Source organism: Amycolatopsis sp. NPDC051071, from assembly GCF_040682875.1.
In the GTDB taxonomy this organism is placed as follows: Bacteria; Actinomycetota; Actinomycetes; order Mycobacteriales; family Pseudonocardiaceae; genus Amycolatopsis.
Map to the genome: position 1 here is coordinate 1 of NZ_JBFBBY010000091.1, position 23,087 is coordinate 23,087.

20 protein-coding genes are annotated in these 23,087 nt (G+C 68.1%); 16 read left to right on the forward strand and 4 right to left on the reverse strand.

Annotated elements, in window-relative coordinates; translation table 11 throughout:
* The first annotated feature begins 198 nt into the window (after positions 1-198).
* The 12 genes from AB0M65_RS26040 (at position 199) to AB0M65_RS26095 (ending at position 15,096) form a co-directional block, all read left to right on the forward strand.
* Entirely contained in the window at positions 199-993 is a 795-nt protein-coding gene (locus AB0M65_RS26040) for a TIGR03084 family metal-binding protein (RefSeq protein ID WP_364032592.1), read from the forward strand.
* The gene (locus AB0M65_RS26045; RefSeq protein WP_364032595.1) at positions 990-2,681 is read left to right on the forward strand and encodes an acyclic terpene utilization AtuA family protein; all 1,692 of its coding nucleotides are present in this window, start codon (positions 990-992) and stop codon (positions 2,679-2,681) included. The genes AB0M65_RS26040 and AB0M65_RS26045 overlap by 4 nt, the downstream gene beginning before the upstream one ends.
* Positions 2,678-3,826, forward strand: coding sequence for an acyl-CoA dehydrogenase family protein (locus AB0M65_RS26050; protein WP_364032598.1), 1,149 nt, complete (start codon positions 2,678-2,680; stop codon positions 3,824-3,826). The genes AB0M65_RS26045 and AB0M65_RS26050 overlap by 4 nt, the downstream gene beginning before the upstream one ends.
* Complete coding sequence (locus AB0M65_RS26055; protein ID WP_364032601.1) at positions 3,823-5,421, forward strand: carboxyl transferase domain-containing protein; 1,599 nt, start codon at positions 3,823-3,825, stop codon at positions 5,419-5,421. Before AB0M65_RS26050 ends, AB0M65_RS26055 begins: the two co-directional genes overlap by 4 nt.
* A gap of 9 nt (positions 5,422-5,430) precedes the next feature.
* Complete coding sequence (locus AB0M65_RS26060; protein WP_364032604.1) at positions 5,431-7,383, forward strand: biotin carboxylase N-terminal domain-containing protein; 1,953 nt, start codon at positions 5,431-5,433, stop codon at positions 7,381-7,383.
* Positions 7,380-8,546: an acyl-CoA dehydrogenase gene (locus tag AB0M65_RS26065; RefSeq protein WP_364032607.1), complete on the forward strand. Its 1,167-nt coding sequence runs from the start codon at positions 7,380-7,382 to the stop codon at positions 8,544-8,546. Before AB0M65_RS26060 ends, AB0M65_RS26065 begins: the two co-directional genes overlap by 4 nt.
* A 114-nt stretch (positions 8,547-8,660) precedes the next feature.
* Complete coding sequence (locus tag AB0M65_RS26070; protein WP_364032610.1) at positions 8,661-9,512, forward strand: NAD(P)-dependent oxidoreductase; 852 nt, start codon at positions 8,661-8,663, stop codon at positions 9,510-9,512.
* Positions 9,509-10,129 carry a TetR/AcrR family transcriptional regulator gene (locus tag AB0M65_RS26075; protein ID WP_364032613.1) on the forward strand — a complete coding sequence of 207 codons (621 nt, stop codon included), beginning with the start codon at positions 9,509-9,511 and terminating at the stop codon, positions 10,127-10,129. The genes AB0M65_RS26070 and AB0M65_RS26075 overlap by 4 nt, the downstream gene beginning before the upstream one ends.
* Positions 10,130-10,234: 105 nt before the next feature.
* Positions 10,235-10,504: a hypothetical protein gene (locus AB0M65_RS26080; protein WP_364032615.1), complete on the forward strand. Its 270-nt coding sequence runs from the start codon at positions 10,235-10,237 to the stop codon at positions 10,502-10,504.
* A 340-nt stretch (positions 10,505-10,844) separates the two neighbouring features.
* Positions 10,845-11,306 (forward strand): hypothetical protein, encoded by a 462-nt coding sequence (locus tag AB0M65_RS26085; RefSeq protein ID WP_364032618.1) that lies wholly within the window; start codon positions 10,845-10,847, stop codon positions 11,304-11,306.
* 203 nt (positions 11,307-11,509) lie between these two features.
* Positions 11,510-13,507: a hypothetical protein gene (locus tag AB0M65_RS26090; RefSeq protein WP_364032621.1), complete on the forward strand. Its 1,998-nt coding sequence runs from the start codon at positions 11,510-11,512 to the stop codon at positions 13,505-13,507.
* Between the two features lie 20 nt (positions 13,508-13,527).
* On the forward strand, positions 13,528-15,096 hold the full coding sequence (locus AB0M65_RS26095; protein ID WP_364032624.1) for an amino acid ABC transporter substrate-binding protein: 1,569 nt from the start codon (positions 13,528-13,530) through the stop codon (positions 15,094-15,096).
* Positions 15,097-15,171: 75 nt separating this feature from the next.
* Here AB0M65_RS26095 and AB0M65_RS26100 read toward each other — a convergent pair whose 3' ends face one another.
* Positions 15,172-16,122 (reverse strand): chitinase, encoded by a 951-nt coding sequence (locus AB0M65_RS26100; RefSeq protein ID WP_364032627.1) that lies wholly within the window; start codon positions 16,120-16,122, stop codon positions 15,172-15,174.
* Positions 16,123-16,369: 247 nt separating this feature from the next.
* On the opposite strand from AB0M65_RS26100, the gene AB0M65_RS26105 reads away from it, so the two are divergent.
* Positions 16,370-17,638 carry a GGDEF domain-containing protein gene (locus AB0M65_RS26105; RefSeq protein WP_364032630.1) on the forward strand — a complete coding sequence of 423 codons (1,269 nt, stop codon included), beginning with the start codon at positions 16,370-16,372 and terminating at the stop codon, positions 17,636-17,638.
* 107 nt (positions 17,639-17,745) lie between these two features.
* Here AB0M65_RS26105 and AB0M65_RS26110 read toward each other — a convergent pair whose 3' ends face one another.
* On the reverse strand, positions 17,746-18,219 hold the full coding sequence (locus AB0M65_RS26110) for a nucleoside deaminase (RefSeq protein ID WP_364032678.1): 474 nt from the start codon (positions 18,217-18,219) through the stop codon (positions 17,746-17,748).
* Between the two features lie 72 nt (positions 18,220-18,291).
* Here AB0M65_RS26110 and AB0M65_RS26115 point away from each other — a divergent pair, with 72 nt between their 5' ends.
* Positions 18,292-19,251, forward strand: coding sequence for a YafY family protein (locus AB0M65_RS26115; RefSeq protein ID WP_364032633.1), 960 nt, complete (start codon positions 18,292-18,294; stop codon positions 19,249-19,251).
* Here AB0M65_RS26115 and AB0M65_RS26120 read toward each other — a convergent pair.
* Together AB0M65_RS26120 and AB0M65_RS26125 are read right to left on the reverse strand one after the other, a co-directional pair.
* Positions 19,210-20,592, reverse strand: a complete 1,383-nt coding sequence (locus tag AB0M65_RS26120; RefSeq protein WP_364032636.1) for an MFS transporter — start codon at positions 20,590-20,592, stop codon at positions 19,210-19,212. The genes AB0M65_RS26115 and AB0M65_RS26120 overlap by 42 nt on opposite strands.
* Before the next feature lie 158 nt (positions 20,593-20,750).
* Positions 20,751-21,365 (reverse strand): TetR/AcrR family transcriptional regulator, encoded by a 615-nt coding sequence (locus AB0M65_RS26125; protein WP_364032639.1) that lies wholly within the window; start codon positions 21,363-21,365, stop codon positions 20,751-20,753.
* A 155-nt stretch (positions 21,366-21,520) separates the two neighbouring features.
* On the opposite strand from AB0M65_RS26125, the gene AB0M65_RS26130 reads away from it, so the two are divergent.
* Both AB0M65_RS26130 and AB0M65_RS26135 read left to right on the forward strand, forming a co-directional pair.
* On the forward strand, positions 21,521-22,273 hold the full coding sequence (locus AB0M65_RS26130; protein WP_364032642.1) for an SDR family oxidoreductase: 753 nt from the start codon (positions 21,521-21,523) through the stop codon (positions 22,271-22,273).
* Positions 22,270-23,055, forward strand: coding sequence for an SDR family oxidoreductase (locus AB0M65_RS26135; RefSeq protein ID WP_364032645.1), 786 nt, complete (start codon positions 22,270-22,272; stop codon positions 23,053-23,055). The genes AB0M65_RS26130 and AB0M65_RS26135 overlap by 4 nt, the downstream gene beginning before the upstream one ends.
* Positions 23,056-23,087: the final 32 nt, after the last annotated feature.

Consider the following 23,087-nt stretch of genomic DNA (forward strand, 5'->3'; position numbering starts at 1 on the left):
AGTAGGAGCCTTGGGGGCTCGTGAGTGGTCTGGGTCGCCCTGAAGTACATGAAGGCCCCCTTCCTTGCGCCTAGCGCAAGGAAGGGGGCCTTCATGTACCTGGGGGAGTCTTCACGGACCAGCACGAGCAAAACAATCAGGCGTGCTTGATTTTTCCGGCGGGGGGTGCGAGCCTGGAGAGGACGCGAGGAGGCGGGCATGGCTGACCTTGGCGTGATCCTTGGGGATCTCGCGGCGGAAACGCAGGCCATCGACGACGTGGTGGCGGAACTGCCCGCGTCGGAGTGGGCGCGGCAAACCCCGGCCGAAGGCTGGACGATCGCCCATCAGATCGCTCATCTGGCCTGGACGGACAAGAAGGCGCTGATCGCGGCGCGCGGGTCCGAGGCCGACTGGCAGGCCGAGATCGAAGGGCTGCTCGCGACGGGGGAGACCTACGTCGACGACGGCGCGGCCGAGGGCGCGAAGATACCGCCCCCCGAACTACTGGAGATCTGGCGTGCCGGGCGGGCTGAACTCGCCGAGGCGCTCGCCGCCGTGCCCGCCGGGGAGAAGATCCCTTGGTACGGGCCGCCGATGAGTGCCGCGTCCATGCTGACCGCGCGCCTCATGGAGGTCTGGGCCCACGGCCAGGACATCTTCGACACGCTCGGCGTCCCGCGTGAGAACACCGGCAGGCTCTGGCATGTCGCCCGCTTCGGTACCCGGACGCGCGACTTCGCCTACAAGCTCAACTCCCTTTCCCCGCCTGCCGAGGAGTTCCGGGTCGAGCTGACCGCGCCCGACGGCACCACCTGGGCGTTCGGGCCGGAGGACGCCGAGCAGCGGCTCACCGGCAGCGCCGTCGACTTCTGCCTCGTCATCACCCAGCGCCGTCATCCCGACGACACCGACCTGGTCGCCACCGGCGCGGACGTCGAGGAATGGCTCGGGATCGCGCAGGCCTTCGCCGGCCCTCCCGGCGCGGGACGGCAGCCGGGACAGTTCGCATGACCCCGATCAGGATCGGCAACGCGTCCGGGTTCTACGGTGACCGCTTCTCCGCAGTCCGCGAGATGCTCACCGGCGGCCCGCTCGACGTGCTGACCGGCGACTACCTCGCCGAGCTGACCATGCTCATTCTCGGTCGTGACCGGATGAAGGACCCGAACCGGGGCTACGCCAAGACCTTCCTTCGTCAGATGGACGAGAATCTGGCGCTGGCCAAGGAAAAGGGCGTCAAGATCGTCGCGAACGCGGGCGGGCTCAACCCCGCCGGTCTCGCCGACGCGCTCCGCGAGCTGGCCGCGAAACTCGGGGTCGACGTCGCCATCGCACACGTCGAGGGCGACGACCTGATTCAGCGCGCCGAGGAACTCGGCTTCGGCAAGACGCTGACCGCCAACGCGTATCTCGGCGCGTGGGGGATCGCGGAATGCCTGAACGCCGGTGCCGACATCGTGGTGACCGGCCGCGTCACCGACGCGTCGGTGATCGTCGGCCCCGCCGCCGCGCATTTCGGCTGGGCCCGCGACGACTACGACGCGCTGGCGGGCGCGGTCGCGGCCGGGCACGTGATCGAATGCGGCACGCAGGCGACAGGCGGTAACTACGCCTTCTTCACCGAACACGAACTCGGCGTCCCCGGCTTCCCGATCGCCGAGATCTCCGCCGACGGCTCCAGCGTGATCACCAAACATCCCGGCACCGGTGGTGTCGTGAACACCGGAACCGTTACCGCGCAACTGCTCTATGAGATCACCGGCGCCCGGTACGCCGGACCGGACGTCACGACCCGGTTCGACACGCTGAGCCTGACCGATGACGGCCCGGACCGTGTCCGGATCAGCGGTGTTACCGGCGAACCGCCGCCTCCGACACTCAAGGTCTGCTTGAACGGCCTCGGCGGCTTCCGCAACGAGACGACGTTCGTCCTCACCGGACTGGACATCGAATCGAAGGCCGCACTGGTCAAGGAACAACTCGACGGTGCGCTCAAGGCACGCCCGCCCGCCGAGGTCCGCTGGACACTGGCCCGCACAGATCAGGCGGACGCCGAAACCGAACAGCAGGCGAGCGCGTTGCTTCATGTCGCGGTGAAGGACGCCGACTCCGACGTCGCCGGACGCGCGTTCAGCGGCGCTGCGATCGAGCTCGCGCTGGCGAGTTATCCCGGGTTCCACGTCACCGCGCCTCCCGCGGCGGCATCGCCGTATGGTGTTTATCGGGCGGCTTTCGTTGACGCGCAAAAGGTCCCGCATGTCGCCGTACTCCCGGATGGAACGCGCCGCGACATCGCGCCTGCCGCCGAGACGCTGGCTCTGTCCGATGTGGACGAATATGGCCTGCCTGCTCCCTTCACGCAGGCGCAGGTCCGCAGGGCACCGCTGGGCAAGGTGATCGGCGCCCGCAGCGGCGACAAGGGCGGCAACGCGAACGTCGGCGTCTGGGCGCGGTCCGACGAGGCGTGGCGCTGGGTCGCACACCGGCTCACCGTCACCGAGTTCAAGCTGCTGCTCCCGGAGACCGCGAACCTCGAAGTCCAGCGTCATCTCCTGCCGAACCTGCGGGCGATCAACTTCGTCGTCGAAGGCATCCTTGGCGAGGGCGTCGCGTCGCAGGCGCGGTTCGACCCGCAGGCGAAAGCGCTTGGGGAATGGCTGCGCTCCCGCGAGATCGATATCCCGGAGGCACTTCTGTGACCGACCTCTTCACCACGCCGGAACGCGTCGAGCTGCGCAAGACCGTCCGGCGGTTCGCCGAAACCGAGATCCTCCCACACCTCGACGGCTGGGAGCGCGAGGGCGAACTGCCCCGCGACCTCCACCGCAAGGCGGGTGAACTCGGGCTGCTCGGTGTCGGCTTCCCCGAGGAGGTCGGCGGCGGGGGCGGTGACTACCTCGACGCGCTGGTCATCGCGGAGGAACTGCACTACGCGGGCGGTTCCGGCGGGCTTTTCGCCTCGCTGTTCACCTGCGGTATCGCCGTTCCGCATATCGCGGCGGCAGGCGATCCGGTGCAAATCGAACGCTGGGTCCGGCCGACGCTGGAAGGCGCCAAGATCGGCTCGCTCGCGGTCACCGAACCTGACGGCGGCTCCGATGTCGCCGGGATCCGCACCACCGCGGTGCGCGAGGGCGACGAGTACGTCATCAACGGCGCCAAGACCTTCATCACCTCGGGCTGCCGCGCGGATTTCGTGACCACCGTGGTCCGCACCGGCGAATCCGGCGCGCACGGGATCTCGCTCATCGTCGTCGAACGCGGCACGCCCGGTTTCACCGTGTCCCGCAAGCTGGAGAAGATGGGCTGGCTCTGCTCGGACACCGCCGAACTGTCCTATGTGGATGTCCGGGTGCCCGCGGAGAACCTGATCGGGGCCGAGAACAGCGGCTTCGCGCAGGTCGCCACCCAGTTCGTCACCGAACGGGTCTCGCTGGCCGTGCAGGGTTACGCGCACGCGCAGCGGGCACTCGACCTCACGCTGGACTGGTGCCGCCTGCGTGAGACCTTCGGCCGCCCGCTGATCTCCCGTCAGCTGGTGCAGCACAAGCTGACCGAGATGGCCCGCAAGATCGACGTCGCCCGGACCTACACCCGGCAGGTCGCCGTGGCGCACGTCGCGGGCGAAGAGGTCATCGCCGAAGCCTGTTTCGCGAAGAACACCGCCGTCGAGGCCGCCGAGTGGGTGGTCAACGAAGCCGTCCAGCTGCACGGCGGACTCGGCTACATGCGAGAGTCCGAAGTGGAGCGTCATTACCGTGACGTGCGCATCCTCGGCATCGGCGGCGGCACCAATGAGATCCTCACCGGCTTGGCCGCGAAGCGATTGGGATACACCGCATGAGCACGATCAAGTCCGCAGTGGACACGCGAAGCGAGGAGTTCGCCGCCAACCGCGAGTCCATGCTCGGCAAGCTGGCCGAGATCGACGGCGAGCACGCCAAGGCGATCGAGGGCGGCGGCGAGAAGTACGTCGCCCGCCACCGCGAACGCGGAAAGCTGCTCGCACGCGAACGCATCGAACTCCTCCTCGACGAGGACTCGCCGTTCCTGGAGCTCTCGCCGCTGGCGGCCTGGGGTTCGGACTACCGGGTCGGCGCCAGCGTGATCACCGGGATCGGGGTGGTCGAGGGCGTCGAGTGCATGATCTCGGCGAGCGACCCGACGGTCAAAGGCGGGGCGAGCAACCCGTGGACGGCCAAGAAGAGCTACCGCGCGGCCGACATCGCCGCGCAGAACCGCCTGCCGGTGATCAACCTCGTCGAGTCCGGTGGCGCGGATCTGCCGACGCAGAAGGAGATCTTCATCCCCGGCGGCCGGATTTTCCGCGACATCACGCGGTCTTCGGCGGCGAAAGTGCCGACGATCGCGCTGGTGTTCGGCAACTCCACCGCGGGTGGCGCGTACCTGCCCGGCATGTCGGACTACGTCGTGATGGTCAAGGAACGCGCGAAGGTGTTCCTCGGCGGGCCGCCGCTGGTCAAGATGGCCACCGGTGAGGAGTCCGACGACGAATCGCTCGGTGGCGCCGAGATGCACGCCCGCACGTCGGGCCTCGCCGACTATCTCGCGGCGGATGAAGAGGACGCGATCCGGCTCGGCCGCGGTATTGTCAAGCGGCTCAACTGGAGCAAGCAGGGGCCGACGCCGAAGCCGGACTACGCCGAGCCGTTGTTCGATCCCGAAGATCTGCTCGGCATCGTGCCGACCGACCTCAAAGTGCCGTTCGACCCGCGTGAAGTGATCGCCAGGGTCGCCGACGGTTCGGACTTCGACGAGTTCAAACCCTTGTACGGCAGCAGTCTCGCCACCGGCTGGGCCGATATCCACGGCTATCCGGTCGGCATCCTCGCCAACGCGCGGGGCGTGCTGTTCGGCGAGGAGTCGCAGAAGGCCGCGCAGTTCATCCAGCTGGCCAACCAGATCGACACCCCGCTGGTCTTCCTGCACAACACCACCGGCTACATGGTCGGCAAGGAGTACGAGCAGAGCGGCATCATCAAACACGGCGCGATGATGATCAACGCCGTGTCGAACTCGAAGGTCCCGCATCTCTCGGTGCTCATGGGTGCTTCGTACGGTGCCGGGCATTACGGCATGTGCGGCCGCGCCTACGATCCCCGGTTCCTGTTCGCCTGGCCCAGCGCCAAATCCGCGGTCATGGGGCCGCAGCAGCTTGCCGGTGTGCTGTCCATTGTGGCCCGTGCCGCCGCAGCGTCGCGAGGGCAGGACTACAGCGAGGAGAACGACGCCGCCATGCGTGCCATGGTGGAAGGGCAGATCGAGCTGGAGTCGATGCCGATGTTCCTTTCCGGGATGCTTTATGACGACGGGATCATCGATCCCCGCGACACCCGCACGGTGCTCGGGCTCAGCCTGTCCGTGATCCACAATGGACCAGTGAAGGGCGCCGAAGGCTTCGGCGTCTTCCGGATGTAGGGGCCGAACGTGATCGAGAAACTTCTGGTCGCCAATCGCGGCGAGATCGCCCGCCGCGTGTTCCGCACCTGCCGCGACGCCGGGATCGGCACGGTCGCGGTGTTCTCCGACGCGGACGCCGACGCGCCGCACACCGCCGAAGCCGACGTCGCCGTTCGCCTGCCGGGCAACGCGCCGTCGGACACGTACCTGCGTGCCGAACTGCTGATCAAGGCGGCCGTCGAAACCGGTGCCGACGCGATCCACCCCGGCTACGGCTTCCTGTCCGAGAACGTCGGGTTCGCCCGCGCCGTCTTGGACGCCGGGCTCACCTGGGTCGGCCCGCCGCCCGAGGCCATCGAGAGTATGGGCTCCAAGGTCGAGTCCAAACGGATGATGGCCGAGGCCGGCGTCCCGGTGCTGTCCGAATTGGACCCGGCCGAAGTCACTGACGCCGATCTTCCCTTGCTGGTCAAGGCTTCCGCCGGTGGTGGTGGGCGCGGCATGCGGATCGTGCGGTCGCTCGGCGAACTCGCCGAGGCCGTCGAAGGAGCCAGTGCGGAGGCAGGGTCGGCGTTCGGCGACCCGACCGTGTTCTGTGAGCGATACCTGGAAACCGGACGCCATATCGAGGTTCAGGTGCTCGCCGACAGCCACGGCACGGTGTGGGCGGTGGGGGAGCGGGAATGCTCGATCCAGCGTCGTCACCAGAAGGTCGTCGAAGAAGCGCCGTCACCGTTCGTCGACGACGCCATGCGGGAAGCCCTGTTCGACGCCGCGCGCAAGGCCGCTCAGGCGATCGAGTACGTCGGCGCGGGGACGGTCGAGTTCCTCGCCGGTCCGGACGGGCGGTTCTACTTCCTGGAGATGAACACCCGGCTCCAGGTGGAACATCCGGTCACCGAGGCCACGACCGGACTCGACCTCGTTTCGCTGCAACTGCGGATCGCCGAGGGCGAGCATCTCCCGATCGACGAGCCGGAGACGCGGGGGCACGCGATCGAGGTCCGGCTGTACGCCGAAGACCCGGCCGCGGGCTGGCAGCCCCAAAGCGGCACCCTGCACCGCTTCGAGCTTCCCGCCGTCCAGCGGGAGTTCGAGATCGGCCCGGGTGTCCGGCTGGACTCCGGTTTCGTCAGCGGTCAGACCGTCGGCGTCCACTACGACCCGATGCTCGCCAAGGTGATCGCCTTCGCACCGGACCGCCGGAGTGCGGCGCGGGCGCTGGCCAAGGCGTTGGCAGGCGCCGAGATCCACGGTGTGGTGACCAACCGCGACCTGTTGGTGAACGTCCTGCGCCACGAGGCCTTCCTCGCGGGCGAGACCGACACCGCGTTCTTCGACCGGCACGGCCTCGACATCTTGGCCCGTCCACTGGCCACACTGGACACTGTACGGATTTCCGCGCTCGCCGCCGCGTTGGCCGGTGCGGCGGCGAATCGAGATGGCGCTCAAGTGCAGGGACGGTTGCCGAGTGGCTGGCGCAATGTCCGCTCCGCCGGGCAACGCAAACGTTTTCGTGCGGGCGACGACGAGATCGAGGTCGTCTACACGCTCTCGCGTGACGGCCTGCGTGCCGACGGATTCGAAGGCGTGGAACTGATTTCTGCCGCAAACGATGTCGTCGTCCTGGAGGTCGCCGGGGTGCGCAAGACGTTCGCGGTCGCGCGGTACGGCGACGCGGTGTACGTCGATTCGCCCGAAGGCGCCGTCGAATTGAACGTGGTGCCGCGGTACCCGGATCCGGACGCGGCGCTCGCCGCCGGTTCGCTCGTCGCGCCGATGCCGGGGACCGTCGTCCGGCTCGCGGTCGAGACCGGCGACTCAGTCAAGGCCGGCGATCCGTTGCTGTGGCTGGAAGCGATGAAGATGGAACACCGGATCGCGGCGCCTGCCGACGGCGTCGTGACCGAACTCCCGGTGGTCGTCGGACAGCAGGTCGAAGTGGGCACGATCCTCGCGGTGGTAGGAGACAACGAATGAACGCGATGAACTTCACCGAGCCCGAGGAGCGCGTCGCGCTGCGGGCCGCGGTCGCCGAACTCGGCAAGAAGTACGGGCACGAGTACTACGGCAAGCAGGCCCGCGCCGGGCTCAAGACCGACGAACTCTGGTTCGAGGCCGGACGGCTCGGCTACCTCGGCGTGAACCTGCCCGAGGAATACGGCGGCGGGGGAGCGGGGATCGCGGATCTGGCCGCGGTGCTGGAAGAACTCGCCGCGGCGGGCTGCCCGCTGCTGCTCATGGTCGTCTCGCCGGCGATCTGCGGCACGGTCATCTCCCGTTTCGGCACCGACGAACAGAAGAAGCGCTGGCTGCCGGGTATCGCCGACGGCAGCAGGCGGATGGTCTTCGCGATCACCGAGCCCGACGCCGGCTCGAACTCGCACAAGATCACCACGACCGCCCGGCGCGACGGTGGTGATTGGGTCCTCAGTGGACGAAAGGTCTACATCTCCGGCGTCGACGAGGCGGACGCGGTCCTGGTCGTCGGCCGCACCGAGGATTCGAAGACCGGCAAGCTCAAGCCCGTGCTGTTAATCGTCCCGACCGACGCGCCCGGCTTCGAGTACAAGCAAATCGAGATGGACCTGCTCTCGCCGGAGAAGCAGTTCGGCCTGTTCCTCGACGACGTCCACCTGCCGTCCGACGCGCTGGTCGGTGAGGAAGACGCGGCGATCGCGCAACTGTTCGCCGGGCTCAACCCCGAGCGCATCATGGGGGCGTCGTTTTCACTCGGCATCGCCCGGTACGCGCTGACCAAAGCCGTCGCCTACGCCAACGAGCGCAAGGTCTGGGGTGCGCCGATCGGCACCCACCAGGGCCTGGCGCATCCGCTGTCCGAGATCAAGATCGAGCTGGAACTGGCCAAGCTGATGACGCAGAAGGCGGCGTCGCTCTACGACTCCGGCGACGACTTCGGTGCGGGCGAGTCGGCGAACATGGCGAAGTACGCGGCCGCCGAGGTCGCGATCCGCGCCGTCGACCAGGCCGTGCAGACCCACGGCGGCAACGGCCTCGCCAGCGAATACGGGCTCGGCGCGCTGGTCACGGCCGTCCGCCTCGGCCGGATCGCGCCGGTGAGCCGCGAGATGGTGCTCAACTTCGTCGGCCAGCACAGTCTCGGCCTGCCCCGGTCCTACTGACTCGTGAGGCAGCTCTCCGCGTCTATGAAGGAGTTGGGACGTTGAGCGTCCCAAATCCTTCATAGACAAGCCCGAGACCAGCTGAAGGCCAAGCACCACGGAAGGCGACTTTCCATGAGCACGCTCCACGGCAAGACGATCATCATCTCCGGCGGCAGTCGCGGGATCGGCGAGGCCATCGCGGTCCGCGCCGCCCGCGACGGTGCGAACATCGCCTTGCTGGCGAAGACGGCTGAGCCGCATCCGAAGCTGCCTGGCACGGTCTACACCGCGGCCAAGGCGATCGAGGACGCCGGTGGGCAGGCGTTGCCGATCGTCGGCGACGTCCGTGACGACACGTCGGTCGAGGCCGCGATCGCGCGGACCGCCGAGCAGTTCGGCGGGATCGACATCGTGCTCAATAACGCCAGCGCGATCGACCTGACGCCGACCGAATCGGTCAGCATGAAGCGCTACGACCTGATGCAGGACATCAACGCGCGTGGCTCGTTCCTGCTGTCGAAACTCGCCATCCCGTATTTGAAGCTGTCGGGCAACGCGCATATCCTGACCCTGTCGCCGCCGATCAGTCTCGACGAGAAGTGGTTCCAGGCCGGGCATCTCGCGTACAGCATCGCGAAGTACTCGATGAGCCTGGTGACCGTCGGGCTCGCCGCGGAACTGCGGCCGCACGGGATCGCCGCGAACTCGCTGTGGCCGAGGACGACCATCGACACCGCCGCGATCCGCAACGTCGTCGGCGCCGAACTCGCGGCGAAATCGCGGACGCCGGAGATCATGGCGGACGCGGCACACGCGATCCTCACCAAACCGAGCCGCGAGGCCACCGGAAATTTCTACCTCGACGACGAGGTGCTGGCCGCCGAGGGCGTCACCGATTTCTCGAAGTACCGCATCGGCGGGCGCGAGGAAGACCTGTGGCTCGATTTCTGGGTCGAGAGTCGCACTCCGGATTCCGGGCCATGATCCGCGAACCACAGCAGGAACGCAGCCGGACAACCCGGCGGCGGCTCGTCGAGGCCGCCGTCGAGACGATCGGCGAGCTGGGCTGGAACGGGACCACGGTGGCGGTGATCGCCGAACGCGCCGGAGTCTCGCGTGGTGCGGCGCAGCATCACTTCCCGACCAGGGAGGACCTGGTCGCCGCGGCCGTCGAGCATGTCGGTGAGATCCAGATCGTCGAACTGCGTTCCCGGGCGGCCGAGCTGCCTTCCGGGCGGTCGCGGATCGAACGGGCCGTCGACATGGTGCTCAACCTCTACAGCGGGCCGATGTTCCGTGCCGCGCTCCACCTGTGGGTCGCGGCGTCGACCGACGAAGGGCTGCGCGCGACGCTGGTGCCGCTGGAGGCGCGAGTCGGCAGGGAAGCACATCGGGTGACGGTCGAACTTCTCGGTGTCGACGAGGCCCACCATGGCGTTCGTGAGCTGGTCCAGGCCACTCTCGATCTTGCGCGCGGCCTGGGGCTGGCGAATCTGCTGACCGACGACACGAAGCGCCGCAAGCAGATCGTGGCCCAGTGGGCCAGGGTCCTGGAGCCGACGCTGGCACTGGCGAAAACCCGGAAAGCGACGGGAACGTAGAGATTCCCCGGAACGTCTGAGATCTTGTTAACACTGATGGAGCAGCGACCGATAACACGGTGTAAGTGCTCCTGGTTGAGGTAGCTGATCGAGAGAGGTTGTCCGGTGTCCGGTTCAGAGGTCGAGTTGTCCCATCGAGCCATGGCGATGCTGCGAGCGGTCGCGGGCCGCCGCGCCCAGATGTCGTGCAGCTGCGAGCCGGACCTCTTCATCGACGGCTTCGCCTGTTGTGACCAGATGACCGCGCACGCCCTCGCTCACGGTGGCTACATCCGCCCCGCCGAGTCCACCGGCCTCTCCGCCGTCACCGGCCGGGTGTCCGCCGAGCTGACCGAAGCCGGCGAAGCCGCGATCGCGGTCACCGCAGCTGCCTGACCCTTCGCCGCACCGTCTGTCCGGTGTGGACGACAACCGTTTACAACAGGCTGCCGCGTTCCTAGGATCCACCCCGGGATGAGGCCGTCGCACTGCGCGACGGCCGGGGTTTCTGGAGGTGCCGATGGCACGCACGGCTCGCCGCGAAAACGGTGGGGACGCCCTAAGTGGTCGGTTTCGGAAGTCCTTCAGGGTCTCGACGGCCCAGCTTCCCGCTGGACGTACGGCCGAAAGGCCCGAGTACAACCCGGTACGAGGACCTTCCGGCCGCACGCCCAGCGGAAACCTGGATCCGCCGATACCCACGAAAGACTTCCGAAACCAACCACTGAGCGAGCTGATGCGGGCGGCAGGCGCGGCACCCCGCCGCCGGGGACCGCGTGGGCCGAAGCACCGGGCCCCCGGTATGGCGGGCAGCGGGAAGGTCCGGCGGATTTCCGCGCTTTCGGCGGGCGGTGCCGTCGTCGGCGGCCTGCTGGCCGTGCTGCTCACGCCGGGTGACTCGGCCGACGTCATCCCCGGGATCGCGCCCTTTCCGCCGTCGCTGACCATCGCGCCGCAGGCGGTGCAGGTCCCGGACGACGCGATCCCCACCCCCGTCCCGGAGGGGCCTCCGGGTGGCAGTGTCGCGCCCCCACCCCCGCTGACCGCGTCGATGAACGGCTCGGAAAAGCCCTCGCCGACACCGGCCCCCGAACCGCCTCCGGAACAGCCGCGGGATCCGCGAGCCGGTCATTACGACCGTGACTGGTACTACGACTGGTACTACGGCGGCGGCAGGCAGCCGCAATGGGGCGGTTAGGGCCGAACGGGTGATCGGTGGTATCGCTCACCGTCGAACAAGAATTACGATTATCCCCGGATTTCGTCCTTTCGTGTCTGGTGTGCTTATTCCCGTACCCTGACTTCGATCAGCTACCTACGATGGTCCGCACTCTCCAATCCCTTTCGGAGCCAAGCTAGGGGCTGAACAGGAAAATGAGTGTCGGCCGACATTCTCCCGCGGTGAAACTTGCCCGGAGAATGCTGATCAACCGCGAGACGGGGAAGCCGTCGCGCCCGCAGCCGGTGACGCTGCTGCTCGGACCGGTCGGTTCGGGAAAGACCACGGCACTGGGTGCGATCCGGCGCGACCTCGGCTGGGGCGTCGTGCACGCCGGGTTCGATTTCGGGCAAGGCGACCGGGCCAGCACGATCGACGTGCTCACGAAACTGGCCTACTCGTTGTCGGGTAAATGGCGGAATCGCCCGAAACCGCAGTTCGTTCGGTTCACCATCGCACTGATCGCAGTACAGGCGGAGCTTCCCGGCCGGAATCGTGACGAGGATCGGGAACTGCTGAAAGCGATCATCAACGGTTTCCACCGAATCCGCTGGACGCCGCGGATGGACGAACTGCTCGGCGGGCTGACCGAGATGATGAAGGTGCTGGGTCTCGTCGAACCCGGGCACGCGGACATGTTCCGCCAGGCGCTCCCGCTCCTGATCCGCAATATCCGGCCGAGGCTGGGCAAGGCCCTGCGGTCGCTGGCCGATTTCCCGAACGCCGAAGGCCGGGAGCCGTACGACGCGCTGGTCGAACTCAACCAGCTCGCGCACGGCAACGCCCGCGATGCCGAGGCCGTCAACGAATGGCTGGTCGCGGCGTTCCTCGGCGACGTCCGGGAGAACCACCGGCGGATGGCCAAACCGGAGGAGAAGAGCCCCTGCTCCTGCGACCTCACGCCGCAGCGCAGGCACTGGCACAACTGGGTCCTGCTGCTGGACGACGTCGACCACGCCGGTGGGACCGAGTTCCTCGCCGACCTGATCGCCGCGCGGGAACGGTACGCCGTGCAACATCCCAACGACCACGAAGCGCATGACGCGTTGCTCATCATCGCCACCAGCGGCCGCTGGCACGGCGACTGGGGCACCGCGTGGCTGGCGCCGTGGAAACCCGCGTCCGGCGCACCGCCCGCCGTCCGGCCGGTGGCCGAATGCGAAGAAGCGTCCTACGAAGACTGGGCGAACGCGGCAGGTGGGGCGCTCGCCTCGCCGTACTATCCGGTCCGGCTCGCGCCGCAGCCGATCGGGCGGATCGCCCGCCTCCTCGATTCCGGCGCGCTGACCCCGAAAGTCGCGCTCGCGCACCGGGCGACCGGCGGACTGCCGTCGGCGATCGAGCAGATCGCGGCGCAATTGCGGGTGACCGACGTGCGGGAAGGCGTCCGCGACGTGCTCACCACCGGTCCCGGGGACGAACGGGATCCGTGCTACCGCAGGCTGACCGAGCTGGGCCTGACCGAGCACCTCGACGACGTCGGCATCGACGACTTCGTGACCGCCGCCCCGTTCGCGACCGCGCCGTGGCTGATCCCGGACGCCGCCCAGAGCCGGATCGACCAGCCGCACGTCGGGCGGATCCTGACCGAACTGCGCACCGCGCTGTGGGTGACGGCGAAGAACTCCGCCGTCACGACCGACGATCAGGCCGCACTCCATCCGTGGATCTCCGCGAACCTGGTGTCCGCGCTGGCCCGCCGCCGTGACGGGCCGACCTACGCCGGTCAGTTCAAGGCCCTGCGTGACGATCCGGACACCGCGCAGGATCCGGTGCGCCTTGCCTACTGCAACCTCGCGCTGGGCGACCTCGGTGAGGTGGTCACCTTCTTCGAGCGCGAGTTCAACCGCGTCCCGCACGCGGAGTGGGTGGCGAGACTCGAGCTGGTACTGAACGCGCCGGACGATCTCCCGCCAGGGCGGGAACACGCCGAGCTGTACGCCGAACTGGTCAACCTGGACGCCGAGCACAGCGCGGGTGAGCGATCCGAGATCCGCAACAACGTCGCCCGGCTCATCGCCGCGGGCTGGCTGGCCGCCGACCCGTTCGCGGTCCGCGGCCAGGACCAGCACCAGGTGATCGCGAACGCCTTCGCCGCGCTGGCCACGACTTCGCACCGTCCCGACGTCGGCGCACTGGTGTCGGCGAAAGAACTCGCCCGTCGCGGCGAATTCCCCTGAACCCGAACGGAAATCCCGCCATGTCCTGGTTCGACTCCTTGAGAACCCGCTTGTCCCGTACCCGTGCCCGCGCGGCGGCGGGCCCGCCGGTCCGCCCGCGAGGCTGGGCGCGACGGCACCGCGGTCTGCTGTCGGTGGTCGTCTTCATCCTGCTGGCCGCCATGGTGGTGCCCGCGGCACCGTGGGAGAACTGCGGTGCCGGGCTGCGTTCGGTGGACGCGAACGCCAAGTCGGTCGGCTCGTCCCACGTCTGCGTCGGACTGAACCTCGATTCCGGTCCGATGCGGGACAACGATCCACTCGACCCGCTGGAGAAGCTCATCAAGGGCAGGAACGAGGCGGCGGGTGAGAATTTCAAGACCATCGTGGTGCTGGAAAACCTCGCTCCCGATCCGAAGGTCGACAGTCAGCCGTTCTCGTTCGTCCGGCATGAGATCCAGGGTGCGATCGCCGCGGCGTGGCCGAAGAACGGGCCAGCCGGGATCAAGCTCCTGCTGGCCAACTACGGCAGCAACGCCGACCACTGGCAAGCGGTCGCGGAGGAGATCATCGCGGCGGCGTCGAGTCAGCGGATCGTCGCCGTCACCGACATCGGGATCAGCTCGGGAAACAGCCGGGCGCTGGTCGCCGAACTGTCCAAGCACGGCATCGCGTCCGTCGGTGCCACCGTGACCGCGGACAACATGAACACCGATCCGAAGGGCGCGCGGATCGAGAACTTCTTCCGCGTCGGCCCGACCAACACCGATGAAGCACGGGCCGCCGCCGGCTACATCGCGGCGCACGGCTTCCGCCGCGTGATGATGATCCAGGGCACCAGCGAGGAGGACACCTACGCGACCACGCTCGCCCAGGCCGTCCAGAGCGCTTCGAAGGTCCCGATCGTCTTCACGAAGAAGTACGACGTCAAGCCGCTGTCGGACACCCCACGTGACGTCTATTTGCGGAATCTGTTCGGCAGCTGGCATTCCGACATCTGCGGAGCCCGGCCCGACCTCATCTACTTCGCCGGGCGCGGGCTCGATCTCGGCGCGTTCGTGACGGCGCTGGCGGAGGACGGCGCCTGCGAACAACTCGAATCGGTGACCCTGATGACCGGGGACGACGCGAGCACGCTCGCCGGGAACTCCTTGCCGCTGGACAAGGACATCGGCGTCCGGATCCGGTACACGGGACTGGCCTATCCCGACCAGTGGGATATGTTCACCGCCGATCCGGCCTATCCGACGTACAAGAAGAACCACGACAACTTCATCGCCGAATTCACCGGGACCCACGGTTTCCAACGAGGGGAACTGTGGGACGGCGCCGCGATGATCGAGCACGACGCGGTCGCCGTCGCGGTCCGGGCGGCGATGGACAACGTGTCGTCGGATCCGGTTTCGGTGGCGAACCTGTTGCGCAGCATCGATTGCAACTCCCCGGTGCCCGGGGCGTCCGGTTTCCTCGCCTTCGACCAGACGACGGGGAACCAGCTGGACAAGGCGTTGCCGATCCTGTCCATCGACCCGGACGGTTCGGTGCATCCGGTCGACCTCGTGTGGTCGCGGGGACGTCCGCTGAACACCTCGCCGGACTGCGGCGGCTGAGCACTTCGCGCGTGAAGGTCCCGTTCCCTCGGCTGGTCAGCCGTGGCCGGGGAACGGGGCCTTCACGGAGCCGGATCAGCCGGTGTAACCCGCCACGATCTTCGTGTAGTCGTATTTGCCCTGTCCGATTCCCGCGCAGTTGTTGCAATCGCGGTTCACCGCCCAGAACGACAGCCGGGCGAGATGTTTGCCCGCCGCGTAGTCGCGGATCGCGCGGAAGTCGGCGACGCTGACGGTTTCGCCCGGCGAGTCGGTGTTCCCGTTCATCGACGAGAGCCCGCTGCGCCGGTAGGCCGCGTCGTCGCTCAGGCCGAAGGTGGTCTTGACGACGTTCTTCAGCCCGTCCACGGCACTGCGGGTCTTGCCCGCCATGTCACCACCGCTGGAGAAATCGAACGGCATGACCGACCACGCGTCGACACCCGCGCCGAGTACCTTCGACTGGTTGATCAGCCGCTTTCCGGGCGCGTTGGGGCCGCCGACCTCGGTCGGAATGGTGATGACCACCCGCAGGCCGGGGTTCTTCTGCTTCGTGAGCTTGACGGCGTTCAGGATGCGGTCCTGGACAGTGTAGTTCTCGAATTCGTCGGTGTTCTCGATGTCGAGGTCGATCGCCTTGAGTTTGTAGGCGTCGATGACCTTTTGGTAAGCGCCGGCGAGGGCGGCGGGTGTGCCGCATTTCGGGCCGAGCTTCGTACCGGACCAGCCGCCGAATGACGGGATGACGTCGCCGCCCTTGGCCCGGATGTTGTTGATCATGGTGGCGTCGGCGCCGGTGAGGGACCGGCTGCCGTCCCATTTCGGGTTGCAGCCGCCGTCGGAGAGGATGAACGCGAGGGTGAAGGCCTTGACCCCGGAGGCGTTCATCGCGGCGATCGGGTCCGTCTGTCCCGACCACTGGTACAAATAGGGTGAGGCGAGCACCGGATCCGGGGCGGCCGAGGCGACGGGGGCGAGGCCGACGGCCGTGGCGAGAGCGGCGCCGACAGTGGTGGCCAGTGTTGCCCAGCGTCGTAGGGATTTCATAGGTCCTCCAACTGGTACGCGCGTGACAAGACGCGCAGGTGTGGAGCACCTCTCGTCTTGACGCGGCGTATCAACCGGGAGGTCACTGTGTGCTCACTCACAGTGGACTAGACCATTGAGGACTGTCAAGAATTCACCGGGATTCCACGCGGGATCGACCAACCTTAGTAGGGGGACATGACCCGTAAAGAGGAGTGACAGCACTGCGAGAACCGGCTAGTTTGCCGAAATGGTGGGGGACTCCCTGATGGCGACCGTAAGCGGCGGCCGAAGCGGCTGGTTCGCCGCGCCACGGCGGGTTCTGGGGTCCTGGACCCTGTGGGAACTACCCAGGCGGGGCCTCATCGGGTACCTGCTCCTCGTCGACGCGGCCGCGCTCGCCGCCGTCACCTACCTCTTCGCCCTGCGCCCGCCCGCGCCGTCGGCGCTGCTCCCGTTTTCCGCGCTGCTGGCCGGAATGACCCTCAGTTCGGAGCTTTCGCGTCCCGTCGAGCGGTCGCGGGCCGACACCCGGCTCGGTGCCGGGCTCGACGCCGCCTGGATTTTCGCCGGTGCGTTGCTGCTGCCACCGGCTCTCGCCGCCACCCTCGTCGTCGCTTCGGGGGTGTACCGCTGGTTCCGGATCCGCCGCGGCATCCCGCACCGTCAGGTGTTCGCGGCCGCCGCCACGATGATGTCCGCGCTCGCCGCCTCGTTGGTGCCCATCCTCGTCGGAGCGGCGCCGTTCGCCGAAGCGACAAGGGATTTCCAGGGCTTCGCGCTGGTTTTCGGCACCGGGCTGGTGTTCCTGTCCGTCGATGCGGCACTCGCCGCCCCCGCCGCCGAATTCGGGGCGGAACCCTCGGGTTTCGCCTTCGACGCGGCGATGGTCGCCTTCGGTCTGCTGATCGCGTGGACGGCGGTGGACTGGCCCTTTGTCACGGTGGTGCTCGTCGCCGCGCTCGTGGTGCTGCACCGGGCGGGGACCATGCGGGCCCTGCGCGGCCACGCGGGTACGGACGCGGGCACCGGCCTGCTCACCGCGTCGTCCTGGTTGGACGGTGCCCGCACCCAGCTCGACCTGCTTCGCGGCCGTGGCACCGAGCTTTCGCTGCTGATGCTCGACCTCGACCATTTCGCGCGGCTCAACGACGCGCACGGCAGACGCGTCGGCGACGACGTCCTGCGCGCTGTCGCCGACACCCTGCGTGCGGAGGTCCGCGCGGCGGATCTCGTCGGCCGGTTCGGCGGCGAGGAGTTCGTCGTCCTGCTGCCCGGCACCACCCGGTTCGACGCGCACGCGATCGCCGAGCGGATCCGGCAGCGGATCGCGTCGACCGCCGTCTCACTGGGTGGGACGCGGCCGGGTGACCCGCTGTTCGCCGGGACAACGATTTCGATCGGCGTCTCGTCGCATCCGGCCGACGGCGAGACACTCGACCGGCTCGTCGGCGCCGCGGATCAGGCACTGCGCGCGGCGAAGGCGGCCGGACGCAACCGGACCGTCGTCGTCGAGACCGAAGAACCACTCGCCTAAGCCGTGTCCCGCGTCAGAAGTTCGTGTCGTAGGTAGGTGGGCGAGCACGCGAGTTACGGCCTTGGGCATGCGAGTGCGGGGCACGTACGGACTTCTGATTCAGGGCGCTAGGCCGTGTCCTGGGTCGTGGGGACGCCGATGTCCTCAAACCACAGCTCCGGATGGTCCCGGATGAACTCGGTCATCAGAGCGGTGCACGCCGGATCGTCGAGCAGGGTGATCTCGACGCCGTTTTCCGCGAGCCAGCCGTGGCCGCCCTCGAAGGTGGCGGCCTCGCCGATGATCACCCGGCCGATGCCGAACTGGCGCACCAGCCCGCTGCAATACCAGCAGGGGGAGAGGGTGGTGACCATGATCGCGTCCCGGTAGTGCGGTCGCCTGCCGGCGTTCCGGAACGCCGAGGTCTCGGCGTGCATCGACGGATCGCCGTCCTGGACCCGGCGGTTGTGCCCTCGGCCGAGCAGCACTCCGGCGGTGTCGAACAACGCGGCGCCGATCGGGACCCCGCCCTCGGCCTTGCCGAGTTCGGCTTCCTCGCGGGCGATGGACAGCAAGTGCGCGGGATCGATCACCTGGATCACCTTACCCGCCGGATCGAGGACCGGAACTGTCCGCGATGTCTGCCAGACTCCTCCCATGAAGCGAGCGAACCGATGACCATGGGCACGTCGGCACGGCTGCTGCGGTTGCTGTCCCTGCTGCAGGCGCGGCGCGATTGGCCGGGCGGGGATCTGGCCGAGCGGCTCCAGGTGGACGTCCGCACGGTCCGTCGCGACGTCGAGCGGCTGCGGGAGCTGGGTTACCCGGTGCACGCCACCCCGGGCGTCGCGGGCGGCTACCGGCTCGGTGCCGGGGCCGCGCTCCCGCCGTTGCTGCTGGACGACGACGAGGCCGTCGCGGTCGCCGTCGGGCTCCGCACCGCCGCGAACGGGACGGTGTCGGGGATCGAGGAGACCTCGGTGCGCGCGCTCGCGAAACTGGAGCAGGTGCTGCCGGCCCGGCTGCGGCACCGGGTGGCCGCGCTGAACACCGCGATGATCCCGCTCGGCGGCGTCGTCCCGGTCATCGACGCGGACGCGCTGACGGTCATCGCGTCCGCTTGCCGTGACCAGCAGCGGCTCCGGTTCGGCTACCGCAGTCACCACGGCGACGTCACCGAGCGGTACATCGAGCCGCTGCGGATGGTGCACACCGGGCGCCGGTGGTACCTGGTCGCGTTCGACCTCGACCGCGACGACTGGCGGACCTTCCGCGTCGACCGCATCGACGGCGTCCCGGACACCAGTTTCCGCTTCACACCGAGGGAACCACCTGCCGAGGACCTCGCGGCCTACGTCTCCCGCGGGATCACGTCGTCGCCGTATCCGCATCAGATGGTGCTGCGGGTGAACACCTCGGCGGAGGCGCTCGCCGAGAACGTGTCCCCGACCGTCGGGACGATCGAAGCCATCGACGAGCACACCTGCCGGGTCCGGGTCGGCTCCAACGACCTTTCCGTGATGCCTTACTACCTCGCCCATTGGGACGTCGACTTCGTCGTGGAGGAGGCGCCGGACGAGGTCAAGGAACGGCTAAGGCTGGTCGCCGACCGCTTCGCGCGCGCGGTCGGCTGAGTCCGAAGTGGACCGTGCCGCCTTCGCGCGTTTGGCAAGCAGGCCGATCGAACCGAGCGAGATCAGTGCCAGCACGATGATGTAGAGCGAAACCGACATCGACGTCCCGGTGGATTCCAGCAGCAGCACCATGATGAACGGCGCGAGCCCGCCGCCGACGACCGCGCTGATCTGGTAGCCGAGCGAGGCGCCGGTGTAGCGCATCTCGGCGGTGAACAGCTCCGCGAACAGCGCCGCCTGTGGGCCGTACATGATGCCGAGGAACAGCGAACCGACGAACGACGCGACCACGAACAGCGGCAGGGAAGCGGTGTCGATCAACAGGAACATCGGGATCGCCCAGAGTGCGACACCCGCCGCGCCGAAGGTGTAGATCTTGAGCCTGCCGATGCGGTCGGACAGTTTCGCCGAAAGCGGGATGATCGCCAGCTGCAGGGTGCTGATCAGCAGCGTCGCGACCAGCACGGTGGTGCGCGACATCCCGAGATGGCGGGTGGCGTAGTCGAGGACGCCGTTGAGCAGGATGTAGAAGGTGGCCGTGTTGACCATGAACGAGCCGCCCGCCAGCAGCACCGTGCCCTTGTGATCACGCATGACCTCGCGCAGTGGCGACTTGACGCGCCCGCGCTCCTCGGCGGCGAGTTTCACTTCGGCACGGCGGTATTCGGGGGTTTCGTCGATCTTGACATGCATGTACCACGCCAGCCCGAGCACGAGAATGCCGGCCAGGAACGGAATACGCCACGCCCAGGTGAGGAAGTCCGACGGCGGGGCGACCTGCGCGGCGACCAGGAACACCGTATTCGCCAGTACCACGCCGATCGGGACGCCGAGCTGGACCAGGCTGCCGTAGAGACCGCGTTTGCCGGGCGGCGCGTATTCGGTGGCGAGCAGCATCGCGCCGCCCCACTGCGCGCCGACGGCGACACCTTGCACCAGCCTCAGCAGCACCAGGAGGATCGGCGCGGCGATGCCGATGGTGTCGTAGGTCGGGAGCAGGCCGATCAGCGTGGTCGCGGCGCCCATCAGCGCGATCGCCATGACCAGCACGGGTTTGCGGCCGCGTTTGTCACCGAGGCTGCCCGCGATGATCCCGCCCAGCGGCCGGGCGAGGAAGCCGACCGCGAAGGTCGCGAACGAGGCGAGGACACCGGCCGCCGCGTTGGTGGTGGGGAAGAAGGTCTTCCCGAAGACCAGGGCGGCCGCGATTCCGAAGACGAAGTAGTCGTACCACTCGACTGACGAGGCGAGTGCCGCCGCGGTGGCGGCCCTCCTGCGCTGGGACACGGTGATCGTCGGTTCGGCGGCGGTTTCAGGGGCGTTCTGTGCACTGTCGGCCATCTGGATGCCCTTCGCTCGGCGCTGCTGCGGCGATGCATTCCGGGCAAGTTAACAACCGCTTAGTATGTGGTCAACGTCTCACCGGGTATTTCTAGATACCGACCAGTTGGTATGTCACTCTGGTGGCGGTTTCGCCCGACGGGGTCGATCTGCACTGGTCAGGAGAGTTTCGTGCCGAGCATGCGCAGCACCAGCTCGCTGTACTCCTCGCCCAGCTTCTTCGGCGTCTGGCGGGCCCGGTCGCTGTACCAGCGTGACACGTCGACGCCGAGTGAGAGCACGGCACGCGCGGCGGTGTGCGGATCGCCGACGGTGAAGACGCCGGCCTCCGAGCCTTCGGTGATGACTTCCCGCACGATCTGCTCGATGCGGCGGCGCAGTTTCGCGACGACGTCGAACTCCTCGTCCGGCAACGCGTGGAGTTCGTACTGCACCACGCGCGCCACGGTATGCCGCCGGGCGTGCCAGGCCACGAAGTCCTCGACCAGCAGCCGGATCCGCTCGACCGGGTCGGTCTCCCGCGCCACGACACTCTCGACCAGCGAGAGCGTCTGCTCGTGGCCGTATTTGGAGATCGCGAACAGCAATGCGGCCTTGGACGGGAAGTGGACATACAGCGCCGCGGGGCTCATGCCCGCCGCCGAGGCGATGTCCCGGGTGGTGGTCGCGTGATAGCCGCGCCGCGCGAACGATTCGACCCCGGCCAGCATCAGCCGCCGAGCCGTCTCCGGCTGGACGTCGGGCCACAGTTCGGCCGAGAGCGACATGGTCATCCGCAGATCCTTCCAGACGCTCGTACCGGATGGTGGGCTTGACACCACCTCCCGGCCTTCCCATTGTAAGTGAGCGCTCGCTTAGTGAACCGCTCGCTTAGTGAACCGCTCGCTTAGTGAACCGCTCGCTTAGTGAACACAGAGGAGATCGAAGAGTGAACTCGTTCAAGGATCGCGTCGCGATCGTCACCGGCGCGAGCCGCGGTATCGGGCTCGGGATCGCCAAGGACCTGGTCGAGCGCGGTGCGAAGGTGTGCATCACGGCGCGCAAGCCGGAGCCGCTGGCCGAGGCCGTCGCCGAACTCGGTGGCGAGGGCGTCGCCATCGCCGTCCCTGGCAAGGCCGACGACACCGCGCACCAGGACGAGGTCATCGCCAAGACCATCGAAGCCTTCGGTCGCTTGGACATGCTGGTCAACAACACCGGCATCAACCCGGTGTACGGGCCGACACTGGACATCGAGCCCGAAGCCGCCGCGAAGATCTTCGCCGTCAACGTGCTCGCTCCGCTTTCGTGGACCCGCCGGGCGCGGGACGCGTGGATGGGGGAACACGGCGGCGCGGTGGTGAACGTCGCGTCCGTCGCGGGGCTCGGCGCGTCGCCCGGGATCGGCATGTACGGCGTCAGCAAGGCCGCGCTGATCCGGCTCACCAAGGAACTCGGCTTCGAACTGGGCCCGAAGATCCGCGTGAACGCCGTCGCGCCCGCCGTGGTGAAGACCAAGTTCGCGACCGCGCTGTACGAAGGCCGTGAGGAAGAGGTTTCGGCGTCGTACCCGATGAAACGTCTCGGGGTGCCGGCCGACATCGCGAGCGCCGTGTCGTTCCTGCTCTCGGAAGAGGCGGGCTGGATCACCGGGCAGACCGTCGTCCTCGACGGCGGCGTGACCCTGGCTGGTGGCCTGTGACCGCGGCGTTCGCCGGAGCCGGTGTCGTCATCACCGGCGGAGGCGGCGGAATCGGCGCCGCGCTCGCCCGCCGGTTCGCCGCCGAGGGCGCGCGTGTCGTCGTCGCCGACCTGAACGGCGACGCCGCGTCCGAAGTCGCGAAGGAAGTCGGCGGCACGGCTGTCGCCGGTGACGCCGCGGGCGAAGCGGGTGTCGCGTCGCTGATCGAAATCGCGCGCGAGACGCTCGGCGAAGTCGATGTCTTCTGTGCCAACGCCGGAATCGCGCCGATGGGTGGCGTCGACGCGCCCGAAGAGGACTGGGCGCGGATCTGGGACGTCAACGTGATGGCGCACGTGCGTGCTTCGCGGCTTCTCCTGCCGGTGTGGCTCGAACGCGGTCGCGGGCACTTCATTTCGACCGTTTCGGCGGCGGGTTTGCTGACCACCCTCGGTTCGGCGTCGTACTCGGTGACCAAACACGGCGCGCTCGCGTTCGCCGAATGGCTGTCCGCGACCTACCGGCATCGCGGGCTGACCGTGCAGGCGATCTGCCCGCAGGGTGTGCGGACGGCGATGCTGGAGAACACCGGGCCCGCCGGCGAACTGCTCATGGGCGCGTCGGCGATCCAGCCGGAGCAGGTCGCGGACGCGCTTTTCGAGGCCATCGAGGCCGGGCGTTTCCTGGTGCTGCCGCATCCCGAGGTCGCGGACTACTACGCCGCGCGGGCCACGCAGACCGACCGCTGGCTCGGTGGGATGAACAAACTGCAGCGCAAGGTGGAGCAGGTCGTCGGCGAGTGATTTCCGGCGCCGCGCACGGTTTTCGCCGTGCG